General features: G+C 44.1%; 23 protein-coding genes and 2 pseudogenes. 17 read left to right on the forward strand and 8 right to left on the reverse strand.

Features of this window, described 5'->3' with window-relative positions; genetic code table 11:
• Window positions 1–21 precede the first annotated feature (21 nt).
• Entirely contained in the window at window positions 22–3,537 is a 3,516-nt protein-coding gene (locus A136_RS09400) for a hypothetical protein (protein ID WP_017065377.1), read from the forward strand.
• Between the two features lie 62 nt (window positions 3,538–3,599).
• A complete protein-coding gene (locus A136_RS09405; protein ID WP_017065378.1) occupies window positions 3,600–4,550 on the forward strand; it encodes an OmpA family protein in 951 nt (316 codons plus the stop codon).
• A 102-nt stretch (window positions 4,551–4,652) separates the two neighbouring features.
• Here A136_RS09405 and A136_RS09410 read toward each other — a convergent pair whose 3' ends face one another.
• Window positions 4,653–5,072 (reverse strand): BLUF domain-containing protein, encoded by a 420-nt coding sequence (locus tag A136_RS09410; RefSeq protein ID WP_017065379.1) that lies wholly within the window; start codon window positions 5,070–5,072, stop codon window positions 4,653–4,655.
• Between the two features lie 211 nt (window positions 5,073–5,283).
• Window positions 5,284–5,475: a hypothetical protein gene (locus tag A136_RS09415; RefSeq protein ID WP_017065380.1), complete on the reverse strand. Its 192-nt coding sequence runs from the start codon at window positions 5,473–5,475 to the stop codon at window positions 5,284–5,286.
• Window positions 5,476–6,003: 528 nt separating this feature from the next.
• On the opposite strand from A136_RS09415, the gene A136_RS09420 reads away from it, so the two are divergent.
• The 7 genes and pseudogenes from A136_RS09420 to A136_RS09445 all read left to right on the forward strand — a co-directional run bounded on the left by A136_RS09420 (window position 6,004) and on the right by A136_RS09445 (window position 9,764).
• The gene (locus A136_RS09420) at window positions 6,004–6,429 is read left to right on the forward strand and encodes a hypothetical protein (RefSeq protein WP_017065381.1); all 426 of its coding nucleotides are present in this window, start codon (window positions 6,004–6,006) and stop codon (window positions 6,427–6,429) included.
• A 218-nt stretch (window positions 6,430–6,647) separates the two neighbouring features.
• Window positions 6,648–7,460, forward strand: coding sequence for a hypothetical protein (locus A136_RS09425; RefSeq protein WP_017065382.1), 813 nt, complete (start codon window positions 6,648–6,650; stop codon window positions 7,458–7,460).
• Between the two features lie 146 nt (window positions 7,461–7,606).
• Window positions 7,607–8,128 (forward strand): GNAT family N-acetyltransferase, encoded by a 522-nt coding sequence (locus A136_RS09430; RefSeq protein WP_017065383.1) that lies wholly within the window; start codon window positions 7,607–7,609, stop codon window positions 8,126–8,128.
• A gap of 123 nt (window positions 8,129–8,251) precedes the next feature.
• Window positions 8,252–8,503, forward strand: a complete 252-nt coding sequence (locus A136_RS09435; RefSeq protein WP_017065384.1) for a TIGR03643 family protein — start codon at window positions 8,252–8,254, stop codon at window positions 8,501–8,503.
• A gap of 39 nt (window positions 8,504–8,542) precedes the next feature.
• Window positions 8,543–8,641: pseudogene (locus A136_RS22595) on the forward strand (DUF3465 domain-containing protein); the annotation flags it as partial.
• Window positions 8,642–8,691: 50 nt separating this feature from the next.
• Window positions 8,692–9,228: pseudogene (locus A136_RS09440) on the forward strand (GNAT family N-acetyltransferase).
• A 2-nt stretch (window positions 9,229–9,230) separates the two neighbouring features.
• A complete protein-coding gene (locus A136_RS09445; RefSeq protein ID WP_017065387.1) occupies window positions 9,231–9,764 on the forward strand; it encodes a GNAT family N-acetyltransferase in 534 nt (177 codons plus the stop codon).
• Window positions 9,765–9,851: 87 nt separating this feature from the next.
• Here the strand turns inward: A136_RS09445 and A136_RS09450 are convergent, their stop codons facing one another.
• Window positions 9,852–10,373, reverse strand: coding sequence for a type II secretion system protein (locus A136_RS09450; RefSeq protein ID WP_017065388.1), 522 nt, complete (start codon window positions 10,371–10,373; stop codon window positions 9,852–9,854).
• A 204-nt stretch (window positions 10,374–10,577) separates the two neighbouring features.
• Here A136_RS09450 and A136_RS09455 point away from each other — a divergent pair, with 204 nt between their 5' ends.
• The 3 genes from A136_RS09455 to A136_RS09465 all read left to right on the forward strand — a co-directional run bounded on the left by A136_RS09455 (window position 10,578) and on the right by A136_RS09465 (window position 12,527).
• Window positions 10,578–11,240, forward strand: coding sequence for a DNA alkylation repair protein (locus tag A136_RS09455; protein ID WP_017065389.1), 663 nt, complete (start codon window positions 10,578–10,580; stop codon window positions 11,238–11,240).
• 71 nt (window positions 11,241–11,311) lie between these two features.
• Window positions 11,312–12,073 carry a nucleotidyltransferase domain-containing protein gene (locus A136_RS09460; protein WP_017065390.1) on the forward strand — a complete coding sequence of 254 codons (762 nt, stop codon included), beginning with the start codon at window positions 11,312–11,314 and terminating at the stop codon, window positions 12,071–12,073.
• Between the two features lie 61 nt (window positions 12,074–12,134).
• Complete coding sequence (locus tag A136_RS09465; RefSeq protein WP_017065391.1) at window positions 12,135–12,527, forward strand: NUDIX hydrolase; 393 nt, start codon at window positions 12,135–12,137, stop codon at window positions 12,525–12,527.
• 168 nt (window positions 12,528–12,695) lie between these two features.
• Here the strand turns inward: A136_RS09465 and rplY are convergent, their stop codons facing one another.
• Window positions 12,696–12,974 carry a 50S ribosomal protein L25 gene (gene rplY, locus A136_RS09470; protein ID WP_017060373.1) on the reverse strand — a complete coding sequence of 93 codons (279 nt, stop codon included), beginning with the start codon at window positions 12,972–12,974 and terminating at the stop codon, window positions 12,696–12,698.
• A 367-nt stretch (window positions 12,975–13,341) separates the two neighbouring features.
• Here rplY and A136_RS09475 point away from each other — a divergent pair, with 367 nt between their 5' ends.
• Window positions 13,342–14,070, forward strand: a complete 729-nt coding sequence (locus A136_RS09475; protein WP_017065392.1) for a glycosyltransferase family 2 protein — start codon at window positions 13,342–13,344, stop codon at window positions 14,068–14,070.
• 14 nt (window positions 14,071–14,084) lie between these two features.
• Window positions 14,085–15,392: an LssY C-terminal domain-containing protein gene (locus A136_RS09480; protein WP_017065393.1), complete on the forward strand. Its 1,308-nt coding sequence runs from the start codon at window positions 14,085–14,087 to the stop codon at window positions 15,390–15,392.
• Between the two features lie 77 nt (window positions 15,393–15,469).
• On the opposite strand, the gene A136_RS09485 is transcribed toward A136_RS09480, so the two are convergent.
• The 4 genes from A136_RS09485 to A136_RS09500 all read right to left on the reverse strand — a co-directional run bounded on the left by A136_RS09485 (window position 15,470) and on the right by A136_RS09500 (window position 19,963).
• A complete protein-coding gene (locus A136_RS09485; RefSeq protein ID WP_017065394.1) occupies window positions 15,470–16,816 on the reverse strand; it encodes an ATP-binding protein in 1,347 nt (448 codons plus the stop codon).
• Between the two features lie 104 nt (window positions 16,817–16,920).
• Window positions 16,921–17,580, reverse strand: a complete 660-nt coding sequence (locus A136_RS09490) for a response regulator transcription factor (protein WP_017060377.1) — start codon at window positions 17,578–17,580, stop codon at window positions 16,921–16,923.
• Window positions 17,581–17,641: 61 nt separating this feature from the next.
• The gene (locus A136_RS09495; RefSeq protein WP_017065395.1) at window positions 17,642–18,040 is read right to left on the reverse strand and encodes a PepSY domain-containing protein; all 399 of its coding nucleotides are present in this window, start codon (window positions 18,038–18,040) and stop codon (window positions 17,642–17,644) included.
• Between the two features lie 180 nt (window positions 18,041–18,220).
• The gene (locus tag A136_RS09500; RefSeq protein ID WP_017065396.1) at window positions 18,221–19,963 is read right to left on the reverse strand and encodes a DEAD/DEAH box helicase; all 1,743 of its coding nucleotides are present in this window, start codon (window positions 19,961–19,963) and stop codon (window positions 18,221–18,223) included.
• Window positions 19,964–20,060: 97 nt separating this feature from the next.
• Between A136_RS09500 and rsuA the strand changes: the two genes are divergently transcribed.
• The 3 genes from rsuA (at window position 20,061) to A136_RS09515 (ending at window position 22,833) form a co-directional block, all read left to right on the forward strand.
• On the forward strand, window positions 20,061–20,756 hold the full coding sequence (gene rsuA / locus A136_RS09505) for a 16S rRNA pseudouridine(516) synthase RsuA (RefSeq protein ID WP_017060380.1): 696 nt from the start codon (window positions 20,061–20,063) through the stop codon (window positions 20,754–20,756).
• A gap of 200 nt (window positions 20,757–20,956) precedes the next feature.
• The gene (locus A136_RS09510; protein ID WP_017060381.1) at window positions 20,957–22,174 is read left to right on the forward strand and encodes a Bcr/CflA family multidrug efflux MFS transporter; all 1,218 of its coding nucleotides are present in this window, start codon (window positions 20,957–20,959) and stop codon (window positions 22,172–22,174) included.
• On the forward strand, window positions 22,174–22,833 hold the full coding sequence (locus tag A136_RS09515; protein ID WP_017060382.1) for a DUF2913 family protein: 660 nt from the start codon (window positions 22,174–22,176) through the stop codon (window positions 22,831–22,833). Before A136_RS09510 ends, A136_RS09515 begins: the two co-directional genes overlap by 1 nt.
• Window positions 22,834–22,890: the final 57 nt, after the last annotated feature.

The following is a 22,890-nucleotide window of genomic DNA, read 5'->3' on the forward strand; positions in this document are numbered from 1 at the left end:
GGAACCGTAACTGGAAATTGTATGAAAGTATTTAGTAAGTCTCGTTTAGCTACGTGTGTGTTAACGGCCATTCCTGTGATGGCGGTAGCGAAAGACACAGGTAAGCTTGAAAAACTCGGTTCTGAGACGACTGGCATTGAAATCACCAAGCCGAACCAAGACCAAGACAGCTCGCGTATTTACTTAGAGCAAGGCGCTATTTGGGCAAGCCGTGACATCACTCGCTTTGACCCAGTATTAGATGTCAGTGTCAGCGATGAATTAGAAGTCGAACAAGGCACACTGCGTGACAGCGTCGGTTTCACCATTACCACCAACTACGGTTACTACATCAAAAAGTACCAGTTGGAAGTGTACCGAGTGGGTGACTTTGGTCTGTCTGAGCCAATCGCTGTGCTTGAAGGCGATAAACTGGCGAACGACTCTGACATCAATTGGGATGGTCAAACTGATGTTGATTATCAGTTTGAGGTCGGTGAGCAGCTGATGTTCCGCCTAAAAGCGTGGGACAAAGATGGCAACATGGATGTGACCACCGTTGGTGTGACTGACTTAGTTGAGCCGGACTCTGAAGTCGATATCGACCGAAACGATAACGACGATGAAGAGAGCAAAGGTAAAAGTTACGGACAGGCAAAGCTGATGCGTCACAACATCCCGACCAATGCGGGTTTAGCGAAGTTCATCGGCACTGGCTTGAAAGGCGTAGATAAAGTCATCATCGGTGAAGATGAATTTGATGTCGAAGATGGCAACTTATACGCAGAGCAGTACTTACCAACAGACTCCTACATTTTCCCAACCAAGGTTGTGTTTGATAACGGTGATGAACGTCGTTACAAGCTTTACGTTCGTATTCCAGATACGTACTACGCACAAACTGGCTTGGCTGATCTTTATGTTGGTAAGAATAATGTGTCTGGTAATAGCGATGCATTAAGTGTCGATGACCAGTACCAAGATGACATCTACAACCAAGGTCGCTTAGCGTACTTTGGTCAGGGTAAATTTGGCGACAAACTTCGTGTAACGACTCACTTTGATACGCGAGAAAGTGAAATCAAAGACATGTTCAAACATCCGTTCGCCTCCGACGATTCGGATGTGTTCGATATCCTCGAAGACGACGATGAGCTTTATTACGGTAACTATGGTGACAGCTCAAACATCGAAAAAGTGGTCAACACCAAAGGCAAGGTTTACCTCAATGTGGAATACGATAAGTCTCAATACTTGTGGGGTAACTACAACACGGGTTTAACAGGCACTGAGAACAACGATTACAACCGTAGCCTCTATGGTTTCAAAGCTGATTATCGCACTCGCGATACTACACAATACGGTGAAGATCGTTTGAACGTGGTCGGTTTTACCGCAGAAGCTGATTCCTTGTATGCACACGATGAGTTCTTGGGTACAGGCGGTTCTCTGTACTTCCTTCGTCATGGTGAAGCGGTACCGGGAAGTGACAAAGTTTACGTAAAAGTAAAAGATGAATCTGGCCTAGTGCAGAATGAAATCCCACTTGAGCCGGGTGTCGACTATGATTTTGACCCATACCAAGGTCGAATTATTTTGACCAAGCCACTCGACAACATCCTATCCGATAGCTTTGGTAGCGTGATTGAAAACGGCGATGATTACGAAAACTTTCTGGTTGTCGATTATGAGTATGTTCCACAAGGTTCAGATTCATTAGGCGCGATGTCTTACGGTGGTCGTGCTAAAGGTTGGATCAACGATTACGTTGGTGTTGGCGTGACGTATGCAACTCAAGAAAAGGACAACCAAGACTACGAGTCTTACGGTACGGACTTAACGTTGCGTGCAACAGAAGGTACCTACATTAAGGCTGAGTTTGCACACAGTGAAGGTACTCAAACTGAGTCGAATTTTGTCTCTGTTGATGGCGGCTTAACCTTTACGCCAATTGGCGACACATTGGAAGACCGCGAGGGCGACAGTGTCCAAATCACAGCTGTCACCAGCCTTTATGATCTTGCTCCAACCATTTTTGGTGCTGTTGGTAATGACCTGAAACTTTGGTATCGAGACAAAGACGCGGGATACAGCTACGCAAGCAGCAGCGATGATTTAGAGCAAGAGGCATACGGTGCTGAACTTCGTTTGCAAGCTACCGATCGCTTGGCGGTTCTCTCTCGCTTCTCGACCAATGAAGAGCGCGATGTCGATGGTAATCTAGAAACAGATACTGTAACGATTGAGATTGAGACTCAAGTCAAAATCACCGAGCACATCAAAGTTTCGGCGGCAGGGCAACAAACTGAAGAGCTTAACCAAAACGACGAGCACAGCGATGCGACCTTAGCGGGCGTGCGTTTGGAATACATGTGGGACAGCGAGAACAGCGTTTACGTTAAAGGGCAAAAGACCGTCGATCAGTCGGATGACTATGATGAAAACGACAGCGCGTCGATTGGCGCTGAATTCCAAGTGTTGGAAGACTTGTCTCTTGGCGGCGAATACACCGATGGCGACCGAGGCCAAGTAGCAGAAGCGACTGTGACTTACGATGTAACAGATGACCACTCAACCTACGTAACTTATGTAGATGATAACTACGAAGGTCAAAACAACGTGATTGTTGGTCAGCGTGCAGACCTCACCAGCAGTGTCGATTTTTACCAAGAGAACCAGTTTGTTGATGAAAACGACGGTCATGGCCGTATCGACTCGTACGGCTTTGGTTACGACGTGACGGAAGATGTCGAGATGGGGATCGGTTATCAGCTTGGGGAAATTAAAGATGACGAGAACATCACCACAGAGCGTGAATCTATTAGCTTCAATGCTTCAATTGACCTAGATGACATCACCCTAAGCCACAAATTTGAATATCGAGTGGATAAGAGTGAAGACGACCCTGACATCGCTCAGCGAGAGCTGCAACAAATCGTGACGACCAACCGTTACACGCATCACTTAACGGAAGAGTACACATTGTTCGGCAAGTACAACTACTCCATCACCGAAAGTGAAACAACGGGCGAAACCATGGCGCAATTCACTGAAGCGACCGGTGGACTAGCGTATCGTCCGATCTACAACGATCGACTCAACTTACTGAGCCGCTACACCTACATTGCAGATTTCGATCAACTGGATCGCGATGTGGATTATCAAGATGAAACCAGCCAGATCATTGAAGTTGAGGCGATCTATTCGATTGACCAACACTGGGATGTCGGTACTAAGTACGCCCATAAAGACAAACAGCAAGCTTTTGAACGAGCATCTGGTTCGAATGAGCTGGTTAAAAGCGATATCGACCTATACGGATTAAGCGCTTCTTACCGTGTGATGAAAGAGTGGGATGTGACGGGTGAATACCACTGGAAAACAGACACACTCAACGATGAGCTAGAACACGGTGCGTTAGTTTCGGTGAACAAGCACATCGGCGAGAACTTCAAAATGGGGATTGGTTATAACTTCTCTGCGTTTGATAGTGACTTAACCAATGATGACGACTACGACGCATCCGGCGTGTTTATTAACTTAGTCGGTAAGATCTAAGCATGCCCCAAAGTGGGTTGAAAGTTAAGAGTTGAGAATTCAAAGTGACAGTAAAGAGTAAGATGAAAACAATTATTTTCCTAATAAGCGCAGTGATGAGTACTTTGCTGCTGTCCGGCTGTGCAACCGACACCTATGTGAGCCAGGAGAACCGAGACAAGTTCGCAGGCATCGATGTGTCTAAGTTTTTAATCAGCGAGTGTTTGGCGCCAGAGCGTGAGGTGCACATCGCCATCGCAGAGCATTTTGCTTTTGATAAATACCAATTACGCGACCTCGATAAGATCAACTTGGATACCTTTGTTAAAGAGATCAGAGGCCTCGAAGGGCGTATCACGATTGTCGGCCATACTGATTACAAAGGTTCTCTGGAATACAACGAACGTCTTTCACAGCGCCGTGCTAAATCGGTCGCAGATTATTTGAAAGGGCAACTAGACCCAACGCAATATGACTGGGAAGTGAAACATCTTGGTGAGACTCAACCTCTTCTGTTTGGTAAGACAGATAAAGACCGAGCGGAGAACCGCCGTGCATTTATTGTGTTTGAAGAAGCTCAGAAGTACGAAGAGATGCCTTTCTGTGAGCCACCAAAACCAGAACGTAAAGTTTATATGGCAATGACGCCACACTTCGATTTCGATAAGTCAGTACTCAAGCAAGAAGATCTAACTCAGTTAGATGACTTCACAACGAAGTTGAGCGGCCTGCAAGGCAGCATAATGGTGGCAGGGCACACCGACCAATCGGGTTCACTTTCTTACAATGAAAAGCTGGCTGAGCGCCGCGCAGAAACGGTGGTTGAATACCTCAAAACCAAACTCGACCCTAAGCAGTTTATCTGGGAAGTGAAGTCATTTGGTAAGTTGCAGCCTGCGATTAATGAACGCTCTGAAAAAGCCGATGCATTAAACCGCCGCGCGTTCATTGTGTTCAAAGAGTCTGATATTACTGCCGAACAGCAAGCTCTTTCTGGCAGTGAACAAGAGGCGTCGAGCAGCGAGAGTGAGTAGAAATTACTGAAGAATAACAAACAGATGCCTCTATAAAACGCAAAAAGCCCCTACGTTGGGGCTTTTTGTTGCTCGCTCTACGGATTAAGTCGGGTCGAAGATCTATTCAGATGGCAAATTTTGCTTTAACTCTAAAAGCATTCGATAAGCACTTTCGCCAGACATTTCGTACGGGTTAAATTGATCAGATGTTGAAAACTGTAAGTTCAACAGCTCGGTTAAATTGGACTGCGGAATGTCTCCCATCGACCAGTCTCCAAATTCTCTGCTATCAACCTCTTTAAAATAAAGTATTGCGACGTGATTGTGTCTCTCGTCGTTAAGAATATGATTGTATGTGTGGTTAACGGCCTCTCTAGACCCTTCAATACATTGAAGAAAGTACTTTTGATTATGGCTGAGAAGCCCCGTTAAATGGCTTTGCCGATTATGATCTCGCGAGATAGCGAGTATCTCCTCCAATGCTTTGGAATCACAACATTCGGAAAGCGTACTGACATAAATTAACCGAGTTAGGAACATAGGCATCATTTCGGATTTTTGTTCAAAGGGTATTAATAAATATAAGCCAAGCTCATGGAATTGCGAGTCATTGATTTAATTGTCACTCGGTGGCTTTTGGAAGAGAAGAGAAGAGGATGGGGATGAAGTAGAAAAGGGCAGGTTGCAAGATACGCTAAAATGACTCGAATGTTGGCCATTCAATTATTTTAGCGACCTGCTTGTGAGCTCGTTAGTTGTTTAGAGTTGAAATCGATTCAACGTTAGAAGAGGAATCAAATCGAACGTTGACCAACACATTTTCACGTTCGAAAGTCACATCATCAAAGTCAGTCGTTGCGATCTTAAATCCATTTCTTGCGAATAAACTCGTCACCGTTGTTCGTTGTTTCTGTTCCATACCGCATGTCAGTAGTTCGTTCATCGTGATCTTCATTAGGTAACCGTGTGCATAGTGTAAGCGTACAGACTCTACATTATGAGATCAATTGCTTAATCGATAAGCTATATTGATATGTTCAATTGAGTGATTCAGGTATTTAAAAGCCGGATGGATAGTGGGCAAGGGAGTTATGCGACCTATGACAAGTGGAGCGTTATGTGACCACTGTTCAGCATTCCTTTAACACGAAGTTTGTCGCAAAAATCGCGTTGAAATAAGTGGTTACAAAGCAGGAGGAATTATGCCCGCCGTTTGGTATGTTTGGTCGGTTATTGGAAATATTATCGGCCTATATCTCACTTAACTAAAGTACATCGATTTACGATGAGTAGACTCCTCAATAAGCCTTCTTTTTATTTGAATTTTATATGCTAAGTGGTTTTGTTATAATTGTTATTAATTGCATAGGCTTGATTTTAATATTGGTTTGATTTATAAAACAAGCATTCGTTCATTAACTTCATGATTATATTAGTTTTTACTAACCTTTAAATAACATGGAGAAAGGCGATGAATAAGAACCAAACACGCAACAGGTTAGCGAATTTAGTGCGACTTCGTAGGTCATACAAAGCATCAGACTTTCTGGTGGGTTCTGATGAACTCCGAGTTAAAAAAGATGTGTATAGCTTACGTAAAATCAAACAGTTAGAAATTCGTCAATTGGGTCTTAAAGAAAACGCAATCAATATCGTTTCGTTGGCTTTAGTCCTCTCGGCGGCGACTTGGGCATTTGTTCCTCAGTTCGGTTTACCAATGCTTGCACTGACCTTTATTTTGGCGTTTGTTACATGGCGACGATATGAGTTGCGTGCAGAGTTTAAAGGGGCCGATGAAACTGGCGACCATTGGGTTTCCGTGGCGCGCGGTTGTACTCGAGAAGAGTTCAAAGTATTGAAAAACGTTGAATTGGCTTTACGCGATCAGCTGTCTTAGTGGCTAGATCTGTTAAGGTTAAGGTCTTATAAGCGTTAAGCTCCCATAATCAACAAGGCTCGTCATTGTATGGCGAGCTTTTTATTTTCTGAAAAACACAGGTAGTGCAGGTTACTTTGAGAGGCCAATGCTTATATGTGTAATGGGGGTTGATATGAATCTTAAGTCACGGCGTTTTTGATGCTCTTTGTGGTTTTGAATATAGGGAGAGGGTGGAAATGAATACACGAGTCAGTGAGAGTTCTTTTAAAAGGCTCATCCAGTTAGTTGGTTGTGTTTTGATTATAGTGTTGAGCAATAGTCGACTCTCCAATGCTCAAAGCATCGAGTTTCCTACTTGTGTACAGAGCGAGGTTTTGAATACAGAAATCCACCTTTATGTTGATGAATCGGTGTTAGATGAATATTCCAAAGCATTTATAGCCTCTAAAATAGCGACATGGGAAAGCTATTCGAATCTGGTGTTAAAAAACTCCTGCGTCCCTATGACGAGAAAAGTCACTAAGGTGACTTATACGTCTGAAATCGACAGCCTTTGGTTTCAAGATTTGGGCGCAGCAGAGAGGTTATTAAAACTCTCGATGGAAGAACCGATTCCAGAAACAACAGAAGACGGCGTCCCCATTTTTACTGGGATAGTATTTTCTAATTATAATTTTAGCTTTGAGTCTGATTATTGTGGTATGTCTTCTTCGGTATCCTACTTTTTTTCTTTAGCGATAAACTGCCCTGATTACTTAATGGAGCATGAAATTGGCCATTTAAGTGGTGCTAATCATGACTATAAAACGTTATTGAAAGATTTTGATAGTATAGAAAGTTACATTTCTGGAACGTATCCAAGAGCTCCTCAATATTCCTTCGGTACAATTTGTGCTGACAGAGGCACAGTGATGTCTTATGAGCGAGATGTTATACCTGCATATTCCAGCCCGGACATCAGAGTAGATGGCACAAAGTGCGGGGATAGCAAATACCACAATAATGCGAGAGTGCTTAGAGAGTTCGCACAAGCTTATTTAACCCCATGATTGCCTAGCTGCTAGATTGGTAGTCATCCGATTTAGTTACTTTATTATTAATGGTTATTATGAGATTACTAGCTGTTGTGGTCGAGATTAATCCCTCTAGAAGTTAGACCAAGAACCAAACTTAAGCACCAAACCAAGGAGAGAAAATGCAGGTAAGTATTAGGCCCGCCATGCCAAGCGAATTGGCAGCCATTTATTCCTTGGTTATCTCAAACGATGAGTGGACGAAGTTTAACGGCCCTTATTTTCCATACTCACCGCCATCACTAGAAGAGTTTGAAAGCCGTTCGTTTCAACGGTTACTCAATGGATCCGACTTACAGTTGGTGGTTGTAGACGATGTGCCTGTAGGAACCGTCAGTTGTTATTGGGAGTGTGAAGAGACACGTTGGCTTGAAGTCGGAGTAGTCATTTATAACTCCGACTATTGGGGGAAGGGTATTGCTGCGTTAGCTCTTCCTCTTTGGGTATCTTACCTATTCGAAAACAAGCAGATAGAGCGTGTCGGTTTAACCACTTGGTCGGGTAATCCGCGGATGATGTCACTAGCTCTTAAATTAGGCTTCCAGCAAGAAGCTAGGCTAAGAAAAGTGCGTTATTACCAAGGCGAGTATTATGACTCGATTAAGTATGGTCTATTGCGTTCTGAGTGGCTGGAAAGCAAATAGCCATAATTTGAGTTAGCTTGTTGTTTTACTGAACTTTATAAGTCGTGGAGTTCAAAGTAGTCACTTGTGATCTTTAAATCTAAGACGGGCGTATTTCTTCCAGTTTATTAAGGAAGAGTATGCATGATGCTATCTAAAGAGAATGAATCAAGAATTATCGAAATGGCGTGGGAAGACAGAACGCCGTTTGAAGCAATAGAACTGCAATTTGGTTTAAATGAATCGGAAGTGATTCGTTTTATGCGTAGCCATCTCAAGCTTGGCAGTTTTAAGCTGTGGCGTTCACGTGTTTCTGGGCGCTCGACCAAGCATGTAAAACTACGCAGTTCGGACGTTTCGAGAGGTTATTGTCCGACTCAATACAAGCACCGCTAGATAGGGACTTATTTAGTCAGCCCAAATGACATTTGATTGTGGAACAAGAAAGGTGGCGCAATGCACTGGACGCACAAAGACCCTCGTAATCATCACACTCATGGTTGGTTGAAGCATAACGGGAAAGTATACGAGTAAACACCTCCGAGACTTTTCCCTTCAAGGCTATAAGATAAAAAGGAATTTTGATGTTTAAGCTGGAAACTGACAGGTTGATTCTTCGAGATATGAGTATCGAAGACGAGTGTGCCTTTGTTGCGATCTCTCAAGACGCAAAGTATCAGCGTTTCTATGATGAAAGTGATTGCGAACCTAACAAATATCGAGAGCTAACTCAGTTGTTTGTTGCATAGGCTTTGGAAGTACCACGCCAGTCCTATCAACTAGCGGTTGAAAGCAAAGATTCGGGGAAGTTTATTGGAACCGTTTGTTTACGTCTTGAACGCGATAAACAAGCTTCAATGGGCTGTGCTTTATCGAGGGAAACTCAGGGAAAAGGGCTTTCTATAGAAGCATCTGAAGCCCTCGCTGATTTTGGTTTCTCAGAGTTAGGCATACACCGTATCTACGCCGAAACCATCAGCAAGAACTTGGCTGCGATTAAATTATGTAAGTCACTGGGAATGAAACAAGAAGCGTGTTTTAAAGCTCATCGATTCTTCAAAGGTCAATGGTGGGATACAGTTGTGTTGGCGGTTGTTCGATCTGATTGGGGAAAGGCTTAGTGATGGAAAGTGAAAGGCTCAAATTAACCCCTCCATCATTAAAATACAGCGAAGAGATGTGTGAGGTGATAAATGAGTGCAAGGCCGAGTTTTCCCCATTCTTACCTTGGGTTTCTGATTCTCTAACTAAAGAGCAGCTAGAACTTAACATTCAAGATGCTACCAATAATTTCGCCAACTTTACTGGCGAGTTCTGGTTCAATATTATTGAAAAGCAAACAGGGGCATTTATCGGGGCTATTGGCTTTATGATCAGAGACGATACTGTCCCTTACTTTGAAATCGGCTACTGGTTGCAAACATCAAAAACGGGCTTGGGTTACGTGAGTGAAGCTGTCCGAATTATCGAAGAATATGCATTCACTCAAAAAGGTGCGAAAAGAGTCGAAATTAGGATGGCAGGCTCGAATCTTAAAAGTCAGGCCGTGGCCAAACGATGTGGCTATCAACTTGAAGATCGCTTAGCCAATGATCGACGTTTGCCATCAGGATATATGGACAGCACGCTCGTTTACGCCAAAATAAGCCAGTCTTAAATGTGTGCTGTTGATTCTTAATGTGTGGCACTTTTATTGACAGAAACCGTAAATTCCCAAGTACTCTGAAAGACCAACATTTAGCGCTTAGTTATCCGGCTCATCGTCTACAGTGACGTCACCATTCATTGAGTTGTAGTCAATGGAAATTCCCGGTACGACTCGATAATGATAGATACACTGATCCGTCTGTATATATTCAGCAATGTAGTCGGTTTCTTCTGGTGAATTGAAACTTGAAATACTAGGTGGATCGAGGAGCAGTGCGCCCCATACCGAAATGCAATCTTCAGCGTTATCTAATCTTGGAGATTCTTCAGGTAAGTGCCATTGCTGGGCTGGATATCCCCATTCATTGAAGTCAAGCTGGCCGGTCGCGGAGTCATCATAGATAGGGACATTCGTGGAAGCACCACCACCGTTTGAGGTTAAATTTTTTGAATAGGCAAGATCGACCCCTGTTTTAAAAGAAGCACCAGTACCTTTAACGACTGCAATATGAGAATCGGTACTTACGTTGAGGAACCTTGGAGCGGCAGTGACGGCGAGTATTCCAAGGATCACAATAACGACAACAAGCTCAATAAGTGTAAAACCGTTCTTTTTCATTTATCACCTCTTTTTAAGGTCGCTAGTATGCATTATAAGTTACTATTACCAAAGGGAATGTCCTTGTTTTAGTGGTAATTTAAATGCTCAATAATGAATGTTGTGATTAAGGTAACTTATATTTTATAAATCCCATGCGTATGGTTTAAGTACTGTGTATCTCACTTTGATATTAATTTTAGTTCTATGAAGGTTTTGCAATTAATGAATATCGTTGAAACGGTAAAGCTTCATCTTTCAGACGTTGGTTATCCAGAGGCTAGTGTTAAAACAGGGCAGGTTCGATCTATATCGGCGCTCGTTTTTAAAACCATCAAAAATAAAGATATCTCTAATGTTTTGTCCCTGTGTACTCAATTGCTTGAAGAAAGGGATTGGGCGTTAGGTGTTATTGCTTACGACTGGGCATTTAGAGTAAGAAAACAATATTCGAAAGAAACGTTTCCAATCTTTGAGCATTGGTTAATGGAGTATGTCACTGACTGGAATGATTGTGATGACTTCTGCACTCATGCGTTTGGTGAGTTACTGTCTCAATACAATGAGTTGTTCGAACTCACAACCAAATGGGTCGAGCATTCAAATTTTGCTGTACGTAGAGCTGCTGCTGTCATCTTAATTTATCCGATCAATCAGAATCGATACTCAGCGTGGGCTCCGCTTTGTGTAGCAGACCTATTGCTAGAAGATGGACATGACCTCGTGCAGAAAGGATATGGTTGGATGCTTAAAGTCCTAAGTAAAAAGGAACCTCAACAGGTTATTGGTTATTTAAACGCTAAGCATGCCGCAATACCAAGAGTTGCTTTTCGCTACGCGATTGAAAAGTTGGACGATAAAACTAAGCGAGAGTTAATGTTACTTTAACCACTGGCACTCCTCAAATCATCATCAGAATCCGGTGTGATTAATTATAACGATTAAAATAGGAACCCAAGGTGCAAGAACAAACTAGAGGACTCGATCGAGAAGGGTTCATTCAAAATCTTTATTCGCCAAAGAACATTGCGACTGAATTTCAAGAAGTGGTGTCAGCAGTCGTTGATTCGCTGCTAAGAGAACTTCCAGGTCAAGTTGATGGTATCTACTTGTATGGAAGCGTGCCTAGAGGAACGGCCATTGTTGGTCGCTCTGATTTGGATGTTTCTATCGTACTCGCTACGCCTGTTGGTCAGAGAGAAAAGGAAGTATTTAACCTACTTTCCGGCACCATACCCCAAACCTATCCGCAAGTGACCAAGCTTGATATCGATCCTGGCTTCCTGCGGGATGTTCTGCAACCCACGGAAAAGTATCACTGGCACTTTTGGATCAAGCATTGCTGCTGTTGTGTTTGGGGGAATGATCTATCTATAAAGTTTCCACGATATAAGCCCAGCAATGAAATAGCCCAAGCTCTTAATGGCGATTTATCGACTTTTCTTAAGCAAATGCCCTCGAGTTTCAAAACAATGACTGATGCGGATATCGTTAAGGTAATTGGTAAAAAGTTAGTGCGAGCGGCGTATTATTTTGTGGCTGAGCAAGACGGCAGCTGGTACACCAACCTGAGCCAGTGTGCTGCAGTCGCCAAGCGCTATTACTCCAATCAAAGCGACGATATTGAGCTAGCTCATCAATACGCTCTCGGAAATTTGATATCTAAAACAGAAGCTTTTGAATTGTATGAAAGGCTGAGTAAAAAGCTTGTTGTAAATTAAGCATTAACACAAGCTAGAACAACAAACTTAACTACCTTTGTAACGGCTTTAGGAAAATTAGATGGATGTCCACGAGTGTGTCTCTTTTATCTTGCTGAACGAATCACAAGTATTGCTAGAAAAGCGTAGTGAGTCTAGGGAGACCGATCCCGGTTTAATCACTATACCTGGCGGCCATATTGAACACGGTGAAAACCTGGTTCAGACACTCTTTCGTGAGCTCGATGAAGAGCTTAATGTTGTTCCGATTGATTACCAATACTTGTGTTCGCTTTACCATCCTACGAAGGAACTTCAGTTGATTCATTATTTTATCGTGAGTGACTGGAAAGGAGATATCACCGCTCAAGAGACTGATGATGTTAAGTGGTATTCACTAGGTTCAGCTCCTGTTGGTATAGCAGGCGATGGTATTGCTTTGAAAGAAGTAGAGCGCGTGGGTAGGTATCTTTAGTTTGGATTCGATAAGATGTTTTGGACGTTTTTTGAGGGCTCAAAAACGGTGAAACCCCGATGTTGGTAGCATCGGGGTTTCGAATTTCTAGATTTCTCGACTGGTAAGATCGATTATCTTTTCTATGCAGAAGGCTGGATTAATCCAATCTTATTCCTTGGTAGGGAATTAGATGCGGATGAAGTCCATGTGCTCAACTTTTGGCTTGAACGCGTGACGTTGAACGTCTTGTGGCTTAACCTTAACTTCTGCGCCGTCAATCAGTAGAGTGATTGCTTCGTAGAATTCAGGCTTGTCCATTTGGTTGATCACGTCAGCGTGAACAAGTTCGATAGCTACAGCTTCAGCTTCGCCACCGTAGATTACAGCTGGGAATTTACCAGCGTGACGTAGGCGGCGGCTCGCACCTTTACCTAGTTCAGTACGTACTACTGCTTCAAATTTCATAGTTTTACTCTCAAATTAGTAAAAATTAACTTCACACCTCAATGCGACCTTGAGTGTGTGGTAATGCTTAAACATAAAAGTTCATGCTTAAGCGAGCGCGGATACTAACATCACATTCCAATATGAGCAAGTCAGAAGCCCATCTCAAAGTGAATTTCCTTCGATAATGGGTTCGTTTGGAGATAAAACGTTCGCTAACGCTTGTTTAGCGCATTTTACTCCCTTTTACATCGCAATCCTTATCTATTTATATCACTGCTAAATCATCAAGTTAATGAACGGAAAATGAATGTTTGCCTAAGACTTGGTTAAGTCTTAGTTCGTTAATCTTAGTGTCAATTAAACAGCAGAATGAATAGGTGAAAATATGGAACCGGTAAGCATTGTCGTAATTACGCTAAACGAAGAGAAACGCATTAGCCGCTTAATGGAAGAGTTGAGCGTGCAAACCCACCAAGAGTTTGAAGTGATTGTTGTCGACTCGAACAGTGAAGATAACACCAGAGAAGTGGCGCAAGCTTATGAAAACGCGTTGCCAAAATTAACGGTGCATCACATGGAAAACCGTGGTGTGAGCCTTGGCCGAAACACGGGTGCTTCATTGGCGCAATACAACCGAATCCTTTTCTTAGATGCTGACGTGAGCTTGCCTCGAAACTTCCTTGCGAAAGCGCTTTATGAACTAGAAGAGAACAAGCTTGAAGTGGCGGGTGTGTACATGAGCTCGAAAGGTTTGCCGCTTGTACACAAGTTTGGTTACGGGCTATTTAACGCAGGCTTGTTTACTACTCAGTTCTTTTTCCCGACGGCGATTGGCGCATGTATTTTCTCGACTAAACGGGCGCATGATGAGATCGGCGGTTTTGATGAAGAGATCGTCCTGTGTGAAGATTGTGACTACGTAAAACGTGCGAGCAAAACATGGCGATTTAGATTCCTGAATATGACCTTTGGTTTTGACCCACGTCGTTTAGACCAAGATGGCGTTGTGAAGACAGGCTCAACTTATCTTAAAGCCAATGTAAGACGCTTCTTCAAAGGCGAAATGCGTAACAACGAGATGAACTACAAGTTTGGTCACTACAAAGAACAGTAAGTATTGAGGTTGTTATGTTTGATGGACTAGGGCTGTTTCTGGGGGCATTGGGTGATGCTCTCATTGGCCCAAACCTATTTGTACCGGGAGAGCCCTTCTTTATCGCAGCGGGCTTTCAACTGTATTCAGGTGCATGGATGGCGTTGGTTTTGGTGATGCTAGGTGGTTTGCTTGGTGACCAACTCAGTTATTTCATTGGTTATAAATACGGTGCTAAGGCGCAACGAAGGCTCATTAAGTTTCGTCCTAAAACCAAAAGATTAATTGCGCGCTGCCGCTATCTGGTTGCTCGCAAAGGTACATACATCATTCTTTTTGCTCGTTTATTAGGGCCTATTGCTTGGGTTGTGCCATTTATAGCTGGCTCGCATCGTGTACCGTGGCGTAATTTTAGTATGTTGGCGTTTATCGGCTTGGCTCTTGGTGGTGGACAGTTCATTGCTTGGGGCATGTTACTGGCGCACGGCGTTGAAAACTTCCCGTGGCTTAATAGCCTTAAGATATTTATCTCTGAGCACAATAGTTTGATCGTCGGGGTATTCGCGGTATTGGTCTTCACCATTATCGGTTACCGAATGAAGTGGCGACGCTTGGTTCTTAAGTCGAGTGCGCTGATGTTAGCGTGGGTATTGTTTGCGAACTACGCCCACTTTTTTTGGAAAGCGGATGATTTTCAGAATCAACAAGAGACGGATCAAATAAACAAAGTAGACTGGAACTCGGTTACCTATAAAGCATTCCCAGGGAAATCGTCATTCTACTCGGCGCAAGCGATCAACGTCATTTATGTTGGAGTAACCCCAAGAGACTTAATGAAACAATTAGGCTGGATAGAGAATCAAACCTTCTCTCGAAATGAGATTGAATGGGCTGGCTATCTCGCATTGCTTAGAGACAAAACGCCACCTGTATCTGATTTGTATTGGCGAGACAAGCCACAAGATATGGCGTTTCAATTGCCGGGTAATTTGATGAAGCGCAGCCATATTCGCTGGTGGCGCGCAGGTGTTGATATTAAAACTAACCAGCCTCAGTGGTTAGGCGCAATTAGCTATGATGATGGCCTTAAAGTCACCCCTTATTCTGGCATTGTGACCGTACTTCATAACATTGACCCTAATGTTGATGAAGAGCGAGATAGGCTCGCTAATCAGATACGAGCGTCACTACCAGACATCGAGCTAGACAAGTACCCATTGGCAACGGTGGAAGTGATCAATGACGATCATGACTATTACACTGATGGCCGGGTATTAACGATTGGAGCAACGACCCTTAGTGATAATTCACAAACTTTGGATGTTGCTGTGAACGATATATAGAGTTGTATATAAGGTCGATAGAATTAAGCCCTAGCATTACGTTAGGGCTTATTGTGTTTAACTTTTACTTAGCTTGTTCAGCCTTTACTTACTTTAAGCACCAGAGAAGCTTTTAAGCCGCCCATTGAGCTCTTGCTGAGCGTTAGGCTGCCTCGGTAACTGTGTGCCATTTCATTTACGATATTAAGCCCTAAGCCTGTTCCTGGTGTGGTTTCATCAAGTCGGACGCCACGTTTGGTCACTTGCTCAAGCTTCTCTTCAGGAATGCCTTGGCCATCATCTTCAATCACCAACTCTATGTTGCCATCGTCGAGTTCATTTGCATGGACGCGAATAATGCTGCCAGCCCACTTGTAACTGTTCTCGAGTAGGTTGCCGACCATTTCATCAAGGTCGGTTTTTTCTACTGCCACTTCAATCTCAGAGTCTAGCTCGTTAATTATGGTGACTTCGTTGGCTGCGTAGACTTTATCAAACGCCATTGAGATAGCTTCAACACGCTCACAAGGTGAAGACTTCACCGAAAGAATGTTCATTGCACCTGCCATACGAGCGCGGCCAAGGTGATAATCAATTTGGCTTTGAATCTGATGAATGGGCTGTTGCAGCAGTGCCTTGTCATCCTCTGGAAGTCGCTCTATCTCATTTTTTAGAACTGAAAGCGGTGTTTTCAACGCATGAGATAAGTTACCCGCGTGGTTACGAGCTCGTTCTAATAACTCTTGATAGTGAAAGAGCAGGGCATTGAGGTCAGAGACTAATGGAGAAACCTCTTTCGGGTAGTTATCGCTTAACCCTTCTTGCTCGCCGTTTCTTAGCATTACCAGTTCGCGTTGCATCTTGCTGAGCGGTAATAACGACCAACTGACTTGAATACCGATCAACATCAGCACGCCAACAAACAGCAACATTAGGATCAACCAGACTTGACCAGTAAGCTCTGTCAGTGTGGATTCTAATGGATCTTCATCAATACCAATGGTGATCGTGACAGGGTCGCTCAGTTCAGGCAGGTAGATATCTTGCTCGATGTAAATCAGCTTTTCTTTCTCTGGCCCTTTGACTGATGTGTGAATCGGTGAACGCTTGATGGTGAGGTCTTTATCCCATAGCGAGCGAGATCGAATGATCTGCTCTTGGGTAGCGGCGCGCCAATAAATACCACTGTAGGGCTGGTTGAACCTAGGATCAGACAGACGCTCTGCCATGATCAGGTTACCACTGTCATTGGTTTCGATATTGGCGGTTAACTCATCCATGGTTAAGCCAAGCTGCTGCTTCATGTCATCGACGAGGTAGTCGTTAACCAGCTTCGGAATCCCGACACCAGCCGCTAATATCATCGCACCTAGCCAAAAAGCCGCAGCAAGGAGCAAGCGGCTTTTTAAACTGATGTTTTTAAGTGTTCGTTTCTTTAGATTCATGCATTTCCAACCTGCCTTTGCTCATCGTAACTTATCGTATTGCGATGATCAGAACAGGCTGTCCACTTAATTAATGGTTGCTCTTGGCGTGATTGACGACTGAGCTATTCAGCATTCAGTTGGTAGCCAAGGCCACGAACGGTTTTGATGATCTTTGGTGCGATTTTCTTACGAATACGACCGATGAACACTTCAACCGTGTTTGAGTCTCGGTCGAAGTCTTGCTTGTAGATATGCTCAACCAACTCAGTGCGCGAGATAACCTTGTTTTGGTTATGCATGAAGTACGCGACAACTTTATATTCCAGCGCCGTGAGGCTAACTGCTTGACCTTGCCACAACACTTTAGAACTGCGTGTGTCTAGGCTTAGATCACCGATTTGAAGTATCGGAGCAGCACTGCCTGATGCTCGGCGCAGTTGAGCTCGGATACGGGCAATCAGCTCGACCATCTCAAATGGCTTAGTTAGGTAGTCATCAGCACCGGCGTTCAAGCCCTCAACACGTTGAGTTAGCGTGTCACGAGCACTTAAGATAATCACTGGCGTGTTGATGTTTTCGTCTCGAATGCCTTTTAATACCGTTAGGCCGTCAAGCTTAGGTAAACCTAAATCGAGGACAATCGCGTCCCATTCTTCTGACGTTGCACGGTAGAGTGCGTCGATACCATCTTGAGAGAGCTCTGGAACCCAGTCGGCCCCCTCAAGTGTTTCAATAATTTGTTGGCCCAAACGAGGCTCATCTTCAACGACTAAAATTTTCATAATTGTTCTTCTAATTTCTTCTAATGACTGTTCGTCGTGCTTAGCTCTTCGTCGTACGTAACTAGTCGCCGTGTTTAATTGCGTCTTTAAAGTTGCGGCCTTTGATCATAAGCATTTCTAACGTCTCAGCGTTGTATTCGACTTTGATGATGTTGTTTTGGTAATTGATTTTTAGTTCATACACCCAAATGTCGTCATCTTCTTCTAGTTCTACTTTAATGATTCTGCCATGAAGATCGTTTTCAACCGCCGCATACATTTCTGAGAAAGGGCGAATGTAGCCTTCTCGTACGGCTTCATAGACTTCGTCTTGATCTTCTTCAAATTCGATGCTGGTTCCTGCTTTATGAACGTCCTGCACTAATTCATGACCATTATGATGTGAGTTAGCCCATGCGCCAGCAGAAACAAATAAGCCTAAGCTTATAGAAAAAAAAGAAATCATAGCTTTACTAAACATAGCGAATCCTAGAGAAGGTTGATAGCGTTCAGTATAAAAAAGTAATTCTGAACAGAAAGTGAACCTGATTAATAATGAGAATTTGATACCGAAAAACTTAACGCTTAAATGGCGCAGGCTTTAATACATAAGATTAATTGCCGAGTGTTAAGAACGTAAGACTTACTTTTATTCTTAACCTTAACGCTGCTGTAGTTCGTCTTCGAATATCTTGTCTCTCATTTTCCAAAAGCGTCCGACTTTACGGGCAATCACGAATTGAGGTGGGCGGAATCTATGTTGGTGAGCAACCACTTTCGTCGGTGAGGCTTCTTCGAAAGGGCGGTGTCTGTCTGCAAGGTGAGGGCGAACAAACTGGTCTTTGAAGTTCTGCTTCTGCTTTTTGGTGGTTAATGACCAAAACTCATGCACTTGCGCTTGGTTTTCACCGCGATAGGTGACTTTAAGTTGTGATTTACCTTTATCATCTTTAAGCACGTTGAGGTCCATTTCTAAGCACTCGAATACCAAAGCATCTTTTAGGTTCAGTGCCTCTTTAAGTTTTTTGTCTGGGTCGACTAAGGTTGCATCGCACTCATGACAAATACGCGCGGCAATGTCGTTATCGGCCCCACATTCACCACAATATTTCGCTCGGAAACGATAGTTGCAGTGTTCGCGTTCGCCTGTGTCTTCATCGGTAAAGTAGCCTTGGCATTTACGACCAAAGTGCTCAAGCAAGAAGCCATTGCTGTCTAGCTTACCCCAAAAGTTGTTATTGAAGCCGCACGCCGGGCAAGGAATGGTGATGATTTCACTGTCTGAATCGGGTTTAGGGTCGCCAACCTCGGGTTGGTAAAGGTCGTAACTGTTGCCCGCATAGTCGAGCACCAAACACTCTTTCTTACCCGGCGATAGGCGTAAGCCACGGCCAACGATTTGTTGATACAAACTGATGGATTCTGTCGGGCGCAAAATCGCGATTAAATCGACGTGTGGCGCATCAAAACCTGTGGTTAATACCGATACGTTAACCAAGAACTTGATTTTACGTTCTTTGAAGTCGCTGATTATTTGGTCACGCTCGAGCGTCGGCGTATCGCCAATCACAATTGAAGCTTCACCTTCTGGTAATAAGCCGAGGATCTCTTGCGCGTGTCGAACGGTCGCAGCGAATACCATGATGCCTAGTTTATCTTGGGCTAGGTGAATAATCTGATCGACAATCTGTGGGGTCGCTCGTTTCGATTGCTCGATCACCATGTCGAGTTCTGCTTCTTTGTAGCGACCAGTGCTCGCGGGCTTTAACTGCGAAAAGTCATAGCTCAACACGGGTGCATCAATCATGCGTGCAGGAGTTAAGAAACCTTCATCGAGCAGGTAACGAATCGGCAGCTCAAAGATACAGTCGCGGAAGAAACGTGGCTCATCTGAACGCACTTGACCGCGAGTGTGGTATTGATAAATCCAACCCATCCCAAGACGATATGGGGTCGCTGTTAATCCAAGCACCTTGATGCCCGAATTATTCTCGCGTAAGTGAGTGATAACTTTCTGATAACTACTGGTCTTTTCATCGGGAACACGGTGGCATTCGTCGATAACCAACAGCGAAAATTGGTTAGAGAATGAATCGAGATTTCGCACCACAGATTGCACCGAAGCAAACACGACTTGTTGGTCGGTCTCTTTGCGTCCTAAACCCGCAGAGAAAATCGAGCCTTTCAGCCCGTAACCTTCATACTTTTCATGGTTCTGTTCAACCAACTCTTTTACGTGAGCAAGCACCAACACTCGACCTTTCGCAAGCCTTGCTAACTCTGCAATCACAAGGCTTTTTCCTGCACCTGTCGGAAGCACGAGCACTGCCGGAGTTTGGTGTTTTCTGAAGTAATGAATCACTGATTTTACAGAATCAGCTTGGTACGGGCGGAGTGTATACATATCGCGTCTTGTAAGAAGGAAAACAAATAGTGTGAAATAGCTCAACTAATTGAGCAAAGGTGACTATAATACCCGACTTAGATTAGTTGAGGTATTCATGCGTTTAGATAAATTTCTGTGCGATGCATTAGGCGTCACTCGAAGAGAAGCAACACACTTATTAAAATCCAAGGCAGTGACAGTAAATGATGTCATTCAAAAAAGCGGCTCACTCAAGGTAACTGAAGAGTGCGTTGTGGAATGGCAAGGCAATGAACTGAATGTTCACGGCCCACGTTACATCATGCTTTATAAGCCAGAAGGCTTTGTTTGTTCGCATGAAGATGGCGCAAATCGTATCGCGTTTGAATTACTTGATGAAATCAAAATGGACAAGCTGCACTTTGCTGGTCGTCTAGATATTGATACAACAGGTCTTGTGTTGATTACAGACGATGGTAAGTGGTCTCACCGTATCACTTCGCCAAAGCACAAGTGCGAGAAGACGTACCGTGTGTGGTTGGTTGAACCTGTTGAAGACGATTACGTTGAAAAATTCAAAGAGGGCATCCAGCTTAAGAGCGAAGATGGCCTAACACTTCCTGCACACCTAGAAGTTCGTGCAGAGCGTGAAGTGCTGCTAACGATTCACGAAGGCAAATACCACCAAGTTAAACGTATGTTTGCTGCTCTTGGTAACAAGGTAGAAGCACTACACCGTGAACGTATTGGCGAAATTGAGATGGACGAATCTTTAGAGTTAGGTGAATACCGTTACCTAACGCAAGAAGAAGTCGATTCAATCTGGAAGTAGTCCTTAGCTAGAAGTTGCTCTTAACAAGAAATTGTTCTTAACAAGAGACCACTTTTGCTGGACATAGCCCTTTCGTTGTAAAGCCGACCATGGATAGCGTCGGCTGATGATGTTGACTGGTACTAGGAAAGTCTCAGCCAATCTTTGACTCGCGTACTCACGCTAGTCCCTAGCTCTATCAGTTGAACATTCGGAGAACCATGCAAACATCGACCTCACAGAGCCAAAGCTCCCAACTAGAAACACCTCAATTAGGCTTAGTGCTGTTTTTGATTCTAGGTGCGATTGGTGCACTTACTCCGCTAGCCATTGATATGTATCTGCCAGCGATGCCGACCATTGCTAAAGATCTTGGTGTGACGGCGGGTGAGGTACAAATCACGCTAACAGCCTATACCGCAGGTTTCGCGCTGGGGCAGTTGCTGCATGGCCCGTTGGCGGATAGCTATGGTCGCAAGCCTGTACTGCTTATTGGTGTGTTCTTGTTTGCTATCGCTTCTATGGTGAGTGCGACAACTCATGGCATTGAAGCGCTGACTTACATCCGTACCGCTCAAGGTTTTGCTGGTGCTGCGGCGGCCGTTATCATCCAAGCGGTGGTAAGAGATATGTTCGATCGTGAAGATTTCGCAAGAACCATGTCTTTCGTTACTTTGGTGATGACAGTTGCGCCATTGGTTGCTCCGATGATTGGCGGTTACTTAGCGTTGTGGTTCGGTTGGCGTTCAATTTTCTGGGTTCTGGCTATTTTTGCGGTGATCGTGATTCTGGCGGTATCGATGAAGATCCCAGAAACGCTTCCTGCAGAAAACCGACAACCCTTGCGCTTTAAAACAACGATTCGTAACTATGCTCGACTGTGTAAGAACCCAACGGCGATGGGCCTGATTTTCTCTGGTGCATTCTCATTTTCAGGGATGTTTGCGTTCTTAACGGCAGGTTCATTCGTTTACATCGATATCTATGGCGTTCGCCCTGATCTGTTTGGCTACCTGTTCGGCTTGAATATTGTTGCTATGATCTTGATGACGAGCATCAACGGTCGAATCGTTAAGAAAGTGGGCTCTCACGCTATGCTCAGAGTCGGTTTAACCATTCAACTGTTTGCGGGCTTAGGTCTGTTAGTCGGTTGGATGTTAGATATCGGTTTGTGGGGTATTGTGCCATTCGTGATGCTGTTTATCGGCACACTGTCTACCATTGGTAGTAACTCAATGGCACTGCTTTTAAGCGGATACCCGAATATGGCCGGCACAGCTTCTTCGCTTGCAGGCACATTAAGATTTGGTACTGGTTCTGTAGTGGGGGCAATTGTTGCAATGCTACCAAGTGACACTGCAGGGCCAATGGCTATGATGATGGCAGCATGTGCAATACTGTCAGCATTACTATATTGGACATTAGGAAAGAAGGCATAATGTCAAAATACTATATTGAAATTCAGAAGTTAGTGAACGATGCGCTGGGCGAGCTGTATGCTCTGCATAAGTCTGGTAAAGCGATCGACGCACCTATCGCGAACAACCTTTATCTTGTTCGTTGGGTAACAAAAGCGATTAAATCTCAAGCTTATGATCGCGTGATTGTGCCTGACTTAGTTCGCTGGCAGAAACAGGGTCGCTCAAAAGGCAACAACTCTGATTTAACTTTTACCTTTAAACGTATTTCTGCGTTTTACGGACGTTTTTTCCCTGAAGGCGAAGAGCCTAAAACGCTAAAAGACAGTGATGTTGAAGCGTTCATGGACAAAATGTACGAGATGGGTTGGAGCGTATCGAGTGAAGACGAGCTAACGACTGGCGGCAAGATTCAATTCTTCACCGATGGCGAGCACTCTTTTGCTTTATGCGGTAAACAGTGTGACGACTCTTTCGACGGGGAGTTGATGGTTAAGCCAATGAACTGGTTTGTTCGTGGCAACCATGCTGAGTTCATCCAAGCGGCGATGGAAGCGGGCTTCATGCTTCACAAAGTAACGGACTATAAGTCTGCGGTGAAGTATCACGGTGAATACATCGTTTACCCTGCTAACCAAGGCAACCAACTGGCTGAGATCCCAATTAGCGTTATCGGCTAATAGCGGATTCGAGATGAGAGATACGAAGAGCGGAATTATCCGCTCTTTTTTGTCTCT

It is taken from the genome of Vibrio crassostreae 9ZC13, assembly GCF_000272045.2.
Taxonomy (GTDB): domain Bacteria; phylum Pseudomonadota; class Gammaproteobacteria; order Enterobacterales; family Vibrionaceae; genus Vibrio; species Vibrio crassostreae_C.

Excerpts from the sequence above, each read along its gene's own strand:
- A136_RS09430 (WP_017065383.1), top strand. The coding sequence starts at position 7,607 with ATGCAGGTAAGTATTAGGCCCGCCATGCCAAGCGAATTGGCAGCCATT.
- A136_RS09450 (WP_017065388.1), bottom strand. The coding sequence starts at position 10,373 with ATGAAAAAGAACGGTTTTACACTTATTGAGCTTGTTGTCGTTATTGTG.
- A136_RS09400 (WP_017065377.1), top strand. The coding sequence starts at position 22 with ATGAAAGTATTTAGTAAGTCTCGTTTAGCTACGTGTGTGTTAACGGCC.
- A136_RS09485 (WP_017065394.1), bottom strand. The coding sequence starts at position 16,816 with ATGAATCTAAAGAAACGAACACTTAAAAACATCAGTTTAAAAAGCCGC.
- A136_RS09480 (WP_017065393.1), top strand. The coding sequence starts at position 14,085 with ATGTTTGATGGACTAGGGCTGTTTCTGGGGGCATTGGGTGATGCTCTC.
- A136_RS09500 (WP_017065396.1), bottom strand. The coding sequence starts at position 19,963 with ATGTATACACTCCGCCCGTACCAAGCTGATTCTGTAAAATCAGTGATT.
- rplY (WP_017060373.1), bottom strand. The coding sequence starts at position 12,974 with ATGAAATTTGAAGCAGTAGTACGTACTGAACTAGGTAAAGGTGCGAGC.
- A136_RS09415 (WP_017065380.1), bottom strand. The coding sequence starts at position 5,475 with ATGAACGAACTACTGACATGCGGTATGGAACAGAAACAACGAACAACG.
- A136_RS09455 (WP_017065389.1), top strand. The coding sequence starts at position 10,578 with ATGAATATCGTTGAAACGGTAAAGCTTCATCTTTCAGACGTTGGTTAT.
- A136_RS09515 (WP_017060382.1), top strand. The coding sequence starts at position 22,174 with ATGTCAAAATACTATATTGAAATTCAGAAGTTAGTGAACGATGCGCTG.
- A136_RS09420 (WP_017065381.1), top strand. The coding sequence starts at position 6,004 with ATGAATAAGAACCAAACACGCAACAGGTTAGCGAATTTAGTGCGACTT.
- A136_RS09510 (WP_017060381.1), top strand. The coding sequence starts at position 20,957 with ATGCAAACATCGACCTCACAGAGCCAAAGCTCCCAACTAGAAACACCT.
- A136_RS09465 (WP_017065391.1), top strand. The coding sequence starts at position 12,135 with ATGGATGTCCACGAGTGTGTCTCTTTTATCTTGCTGAACGAATCACAA.
- A136_RS09405 (WP_017065378.1), top strand. The coding sequence starts at position 3,600 with ATGAAAACAATTATTTTCCTAATAAGCGCAGTGATGAGTACTTTGCTG.
- A136_RS09475 (WP_017065392.1), top strand. The coding sequence starts at position 13,342 with ATGGAACCGGTAAGCATTGTCGTAATTACGCTAAACGAAGAGAAACGC.
- A136_RS09490 (WP_017060377.1), bottom strand. The coding sequence starts at position 17,580 with ATGAAAATTTTAGTCGTTGAAGATGAGCCTCGTTTGGGCCAACAAATT.
- A136_RS09435 (WP_017065384.1), top strand. The coding sequence starts at position 8,252 with ATGATGCTATCTAAAGAGAATGAATCAAGAATTATCGAAATGGCGTGG.
- A136_RS09495 (WP_017065395.1), bottom strand. The coding sequence starts at position 18,040 with ATGTTTAGTAAAGCTATGATTTCTTTTTTTTCTATAAGCTTAGGCTTA.
- A136_RS09410 (WP_017065379.1), bottom strand. The coding sequence starts at position 5,072 with ATGTTCCTAACTCGGTTAATTTATGTCAGTACGCTTTCCGAATGTTGT.
- A136_RS09445 (WP_017065387.1), top strand. The coding sequence starts at position 9,231 with ATGGAAAGTGAAAGGCTCAAATTAACCCCTCCATCATTAAAATACAGC.
- rsuA (WP_017060380.1), top strand. The coding sequence starts at position 20,061 with ATGCGTTTAGATAAATTTCTGTGCGATGCATTAGGCGTCACTCGAAGA.
- A136_RS09425 (WP_017065382.1), top strand. The coding sequence starts at position 6,648 with ATGAATACACGAGTCAGTGAGAGTTCTTTTAAAAGGCTCATCCAGTTA.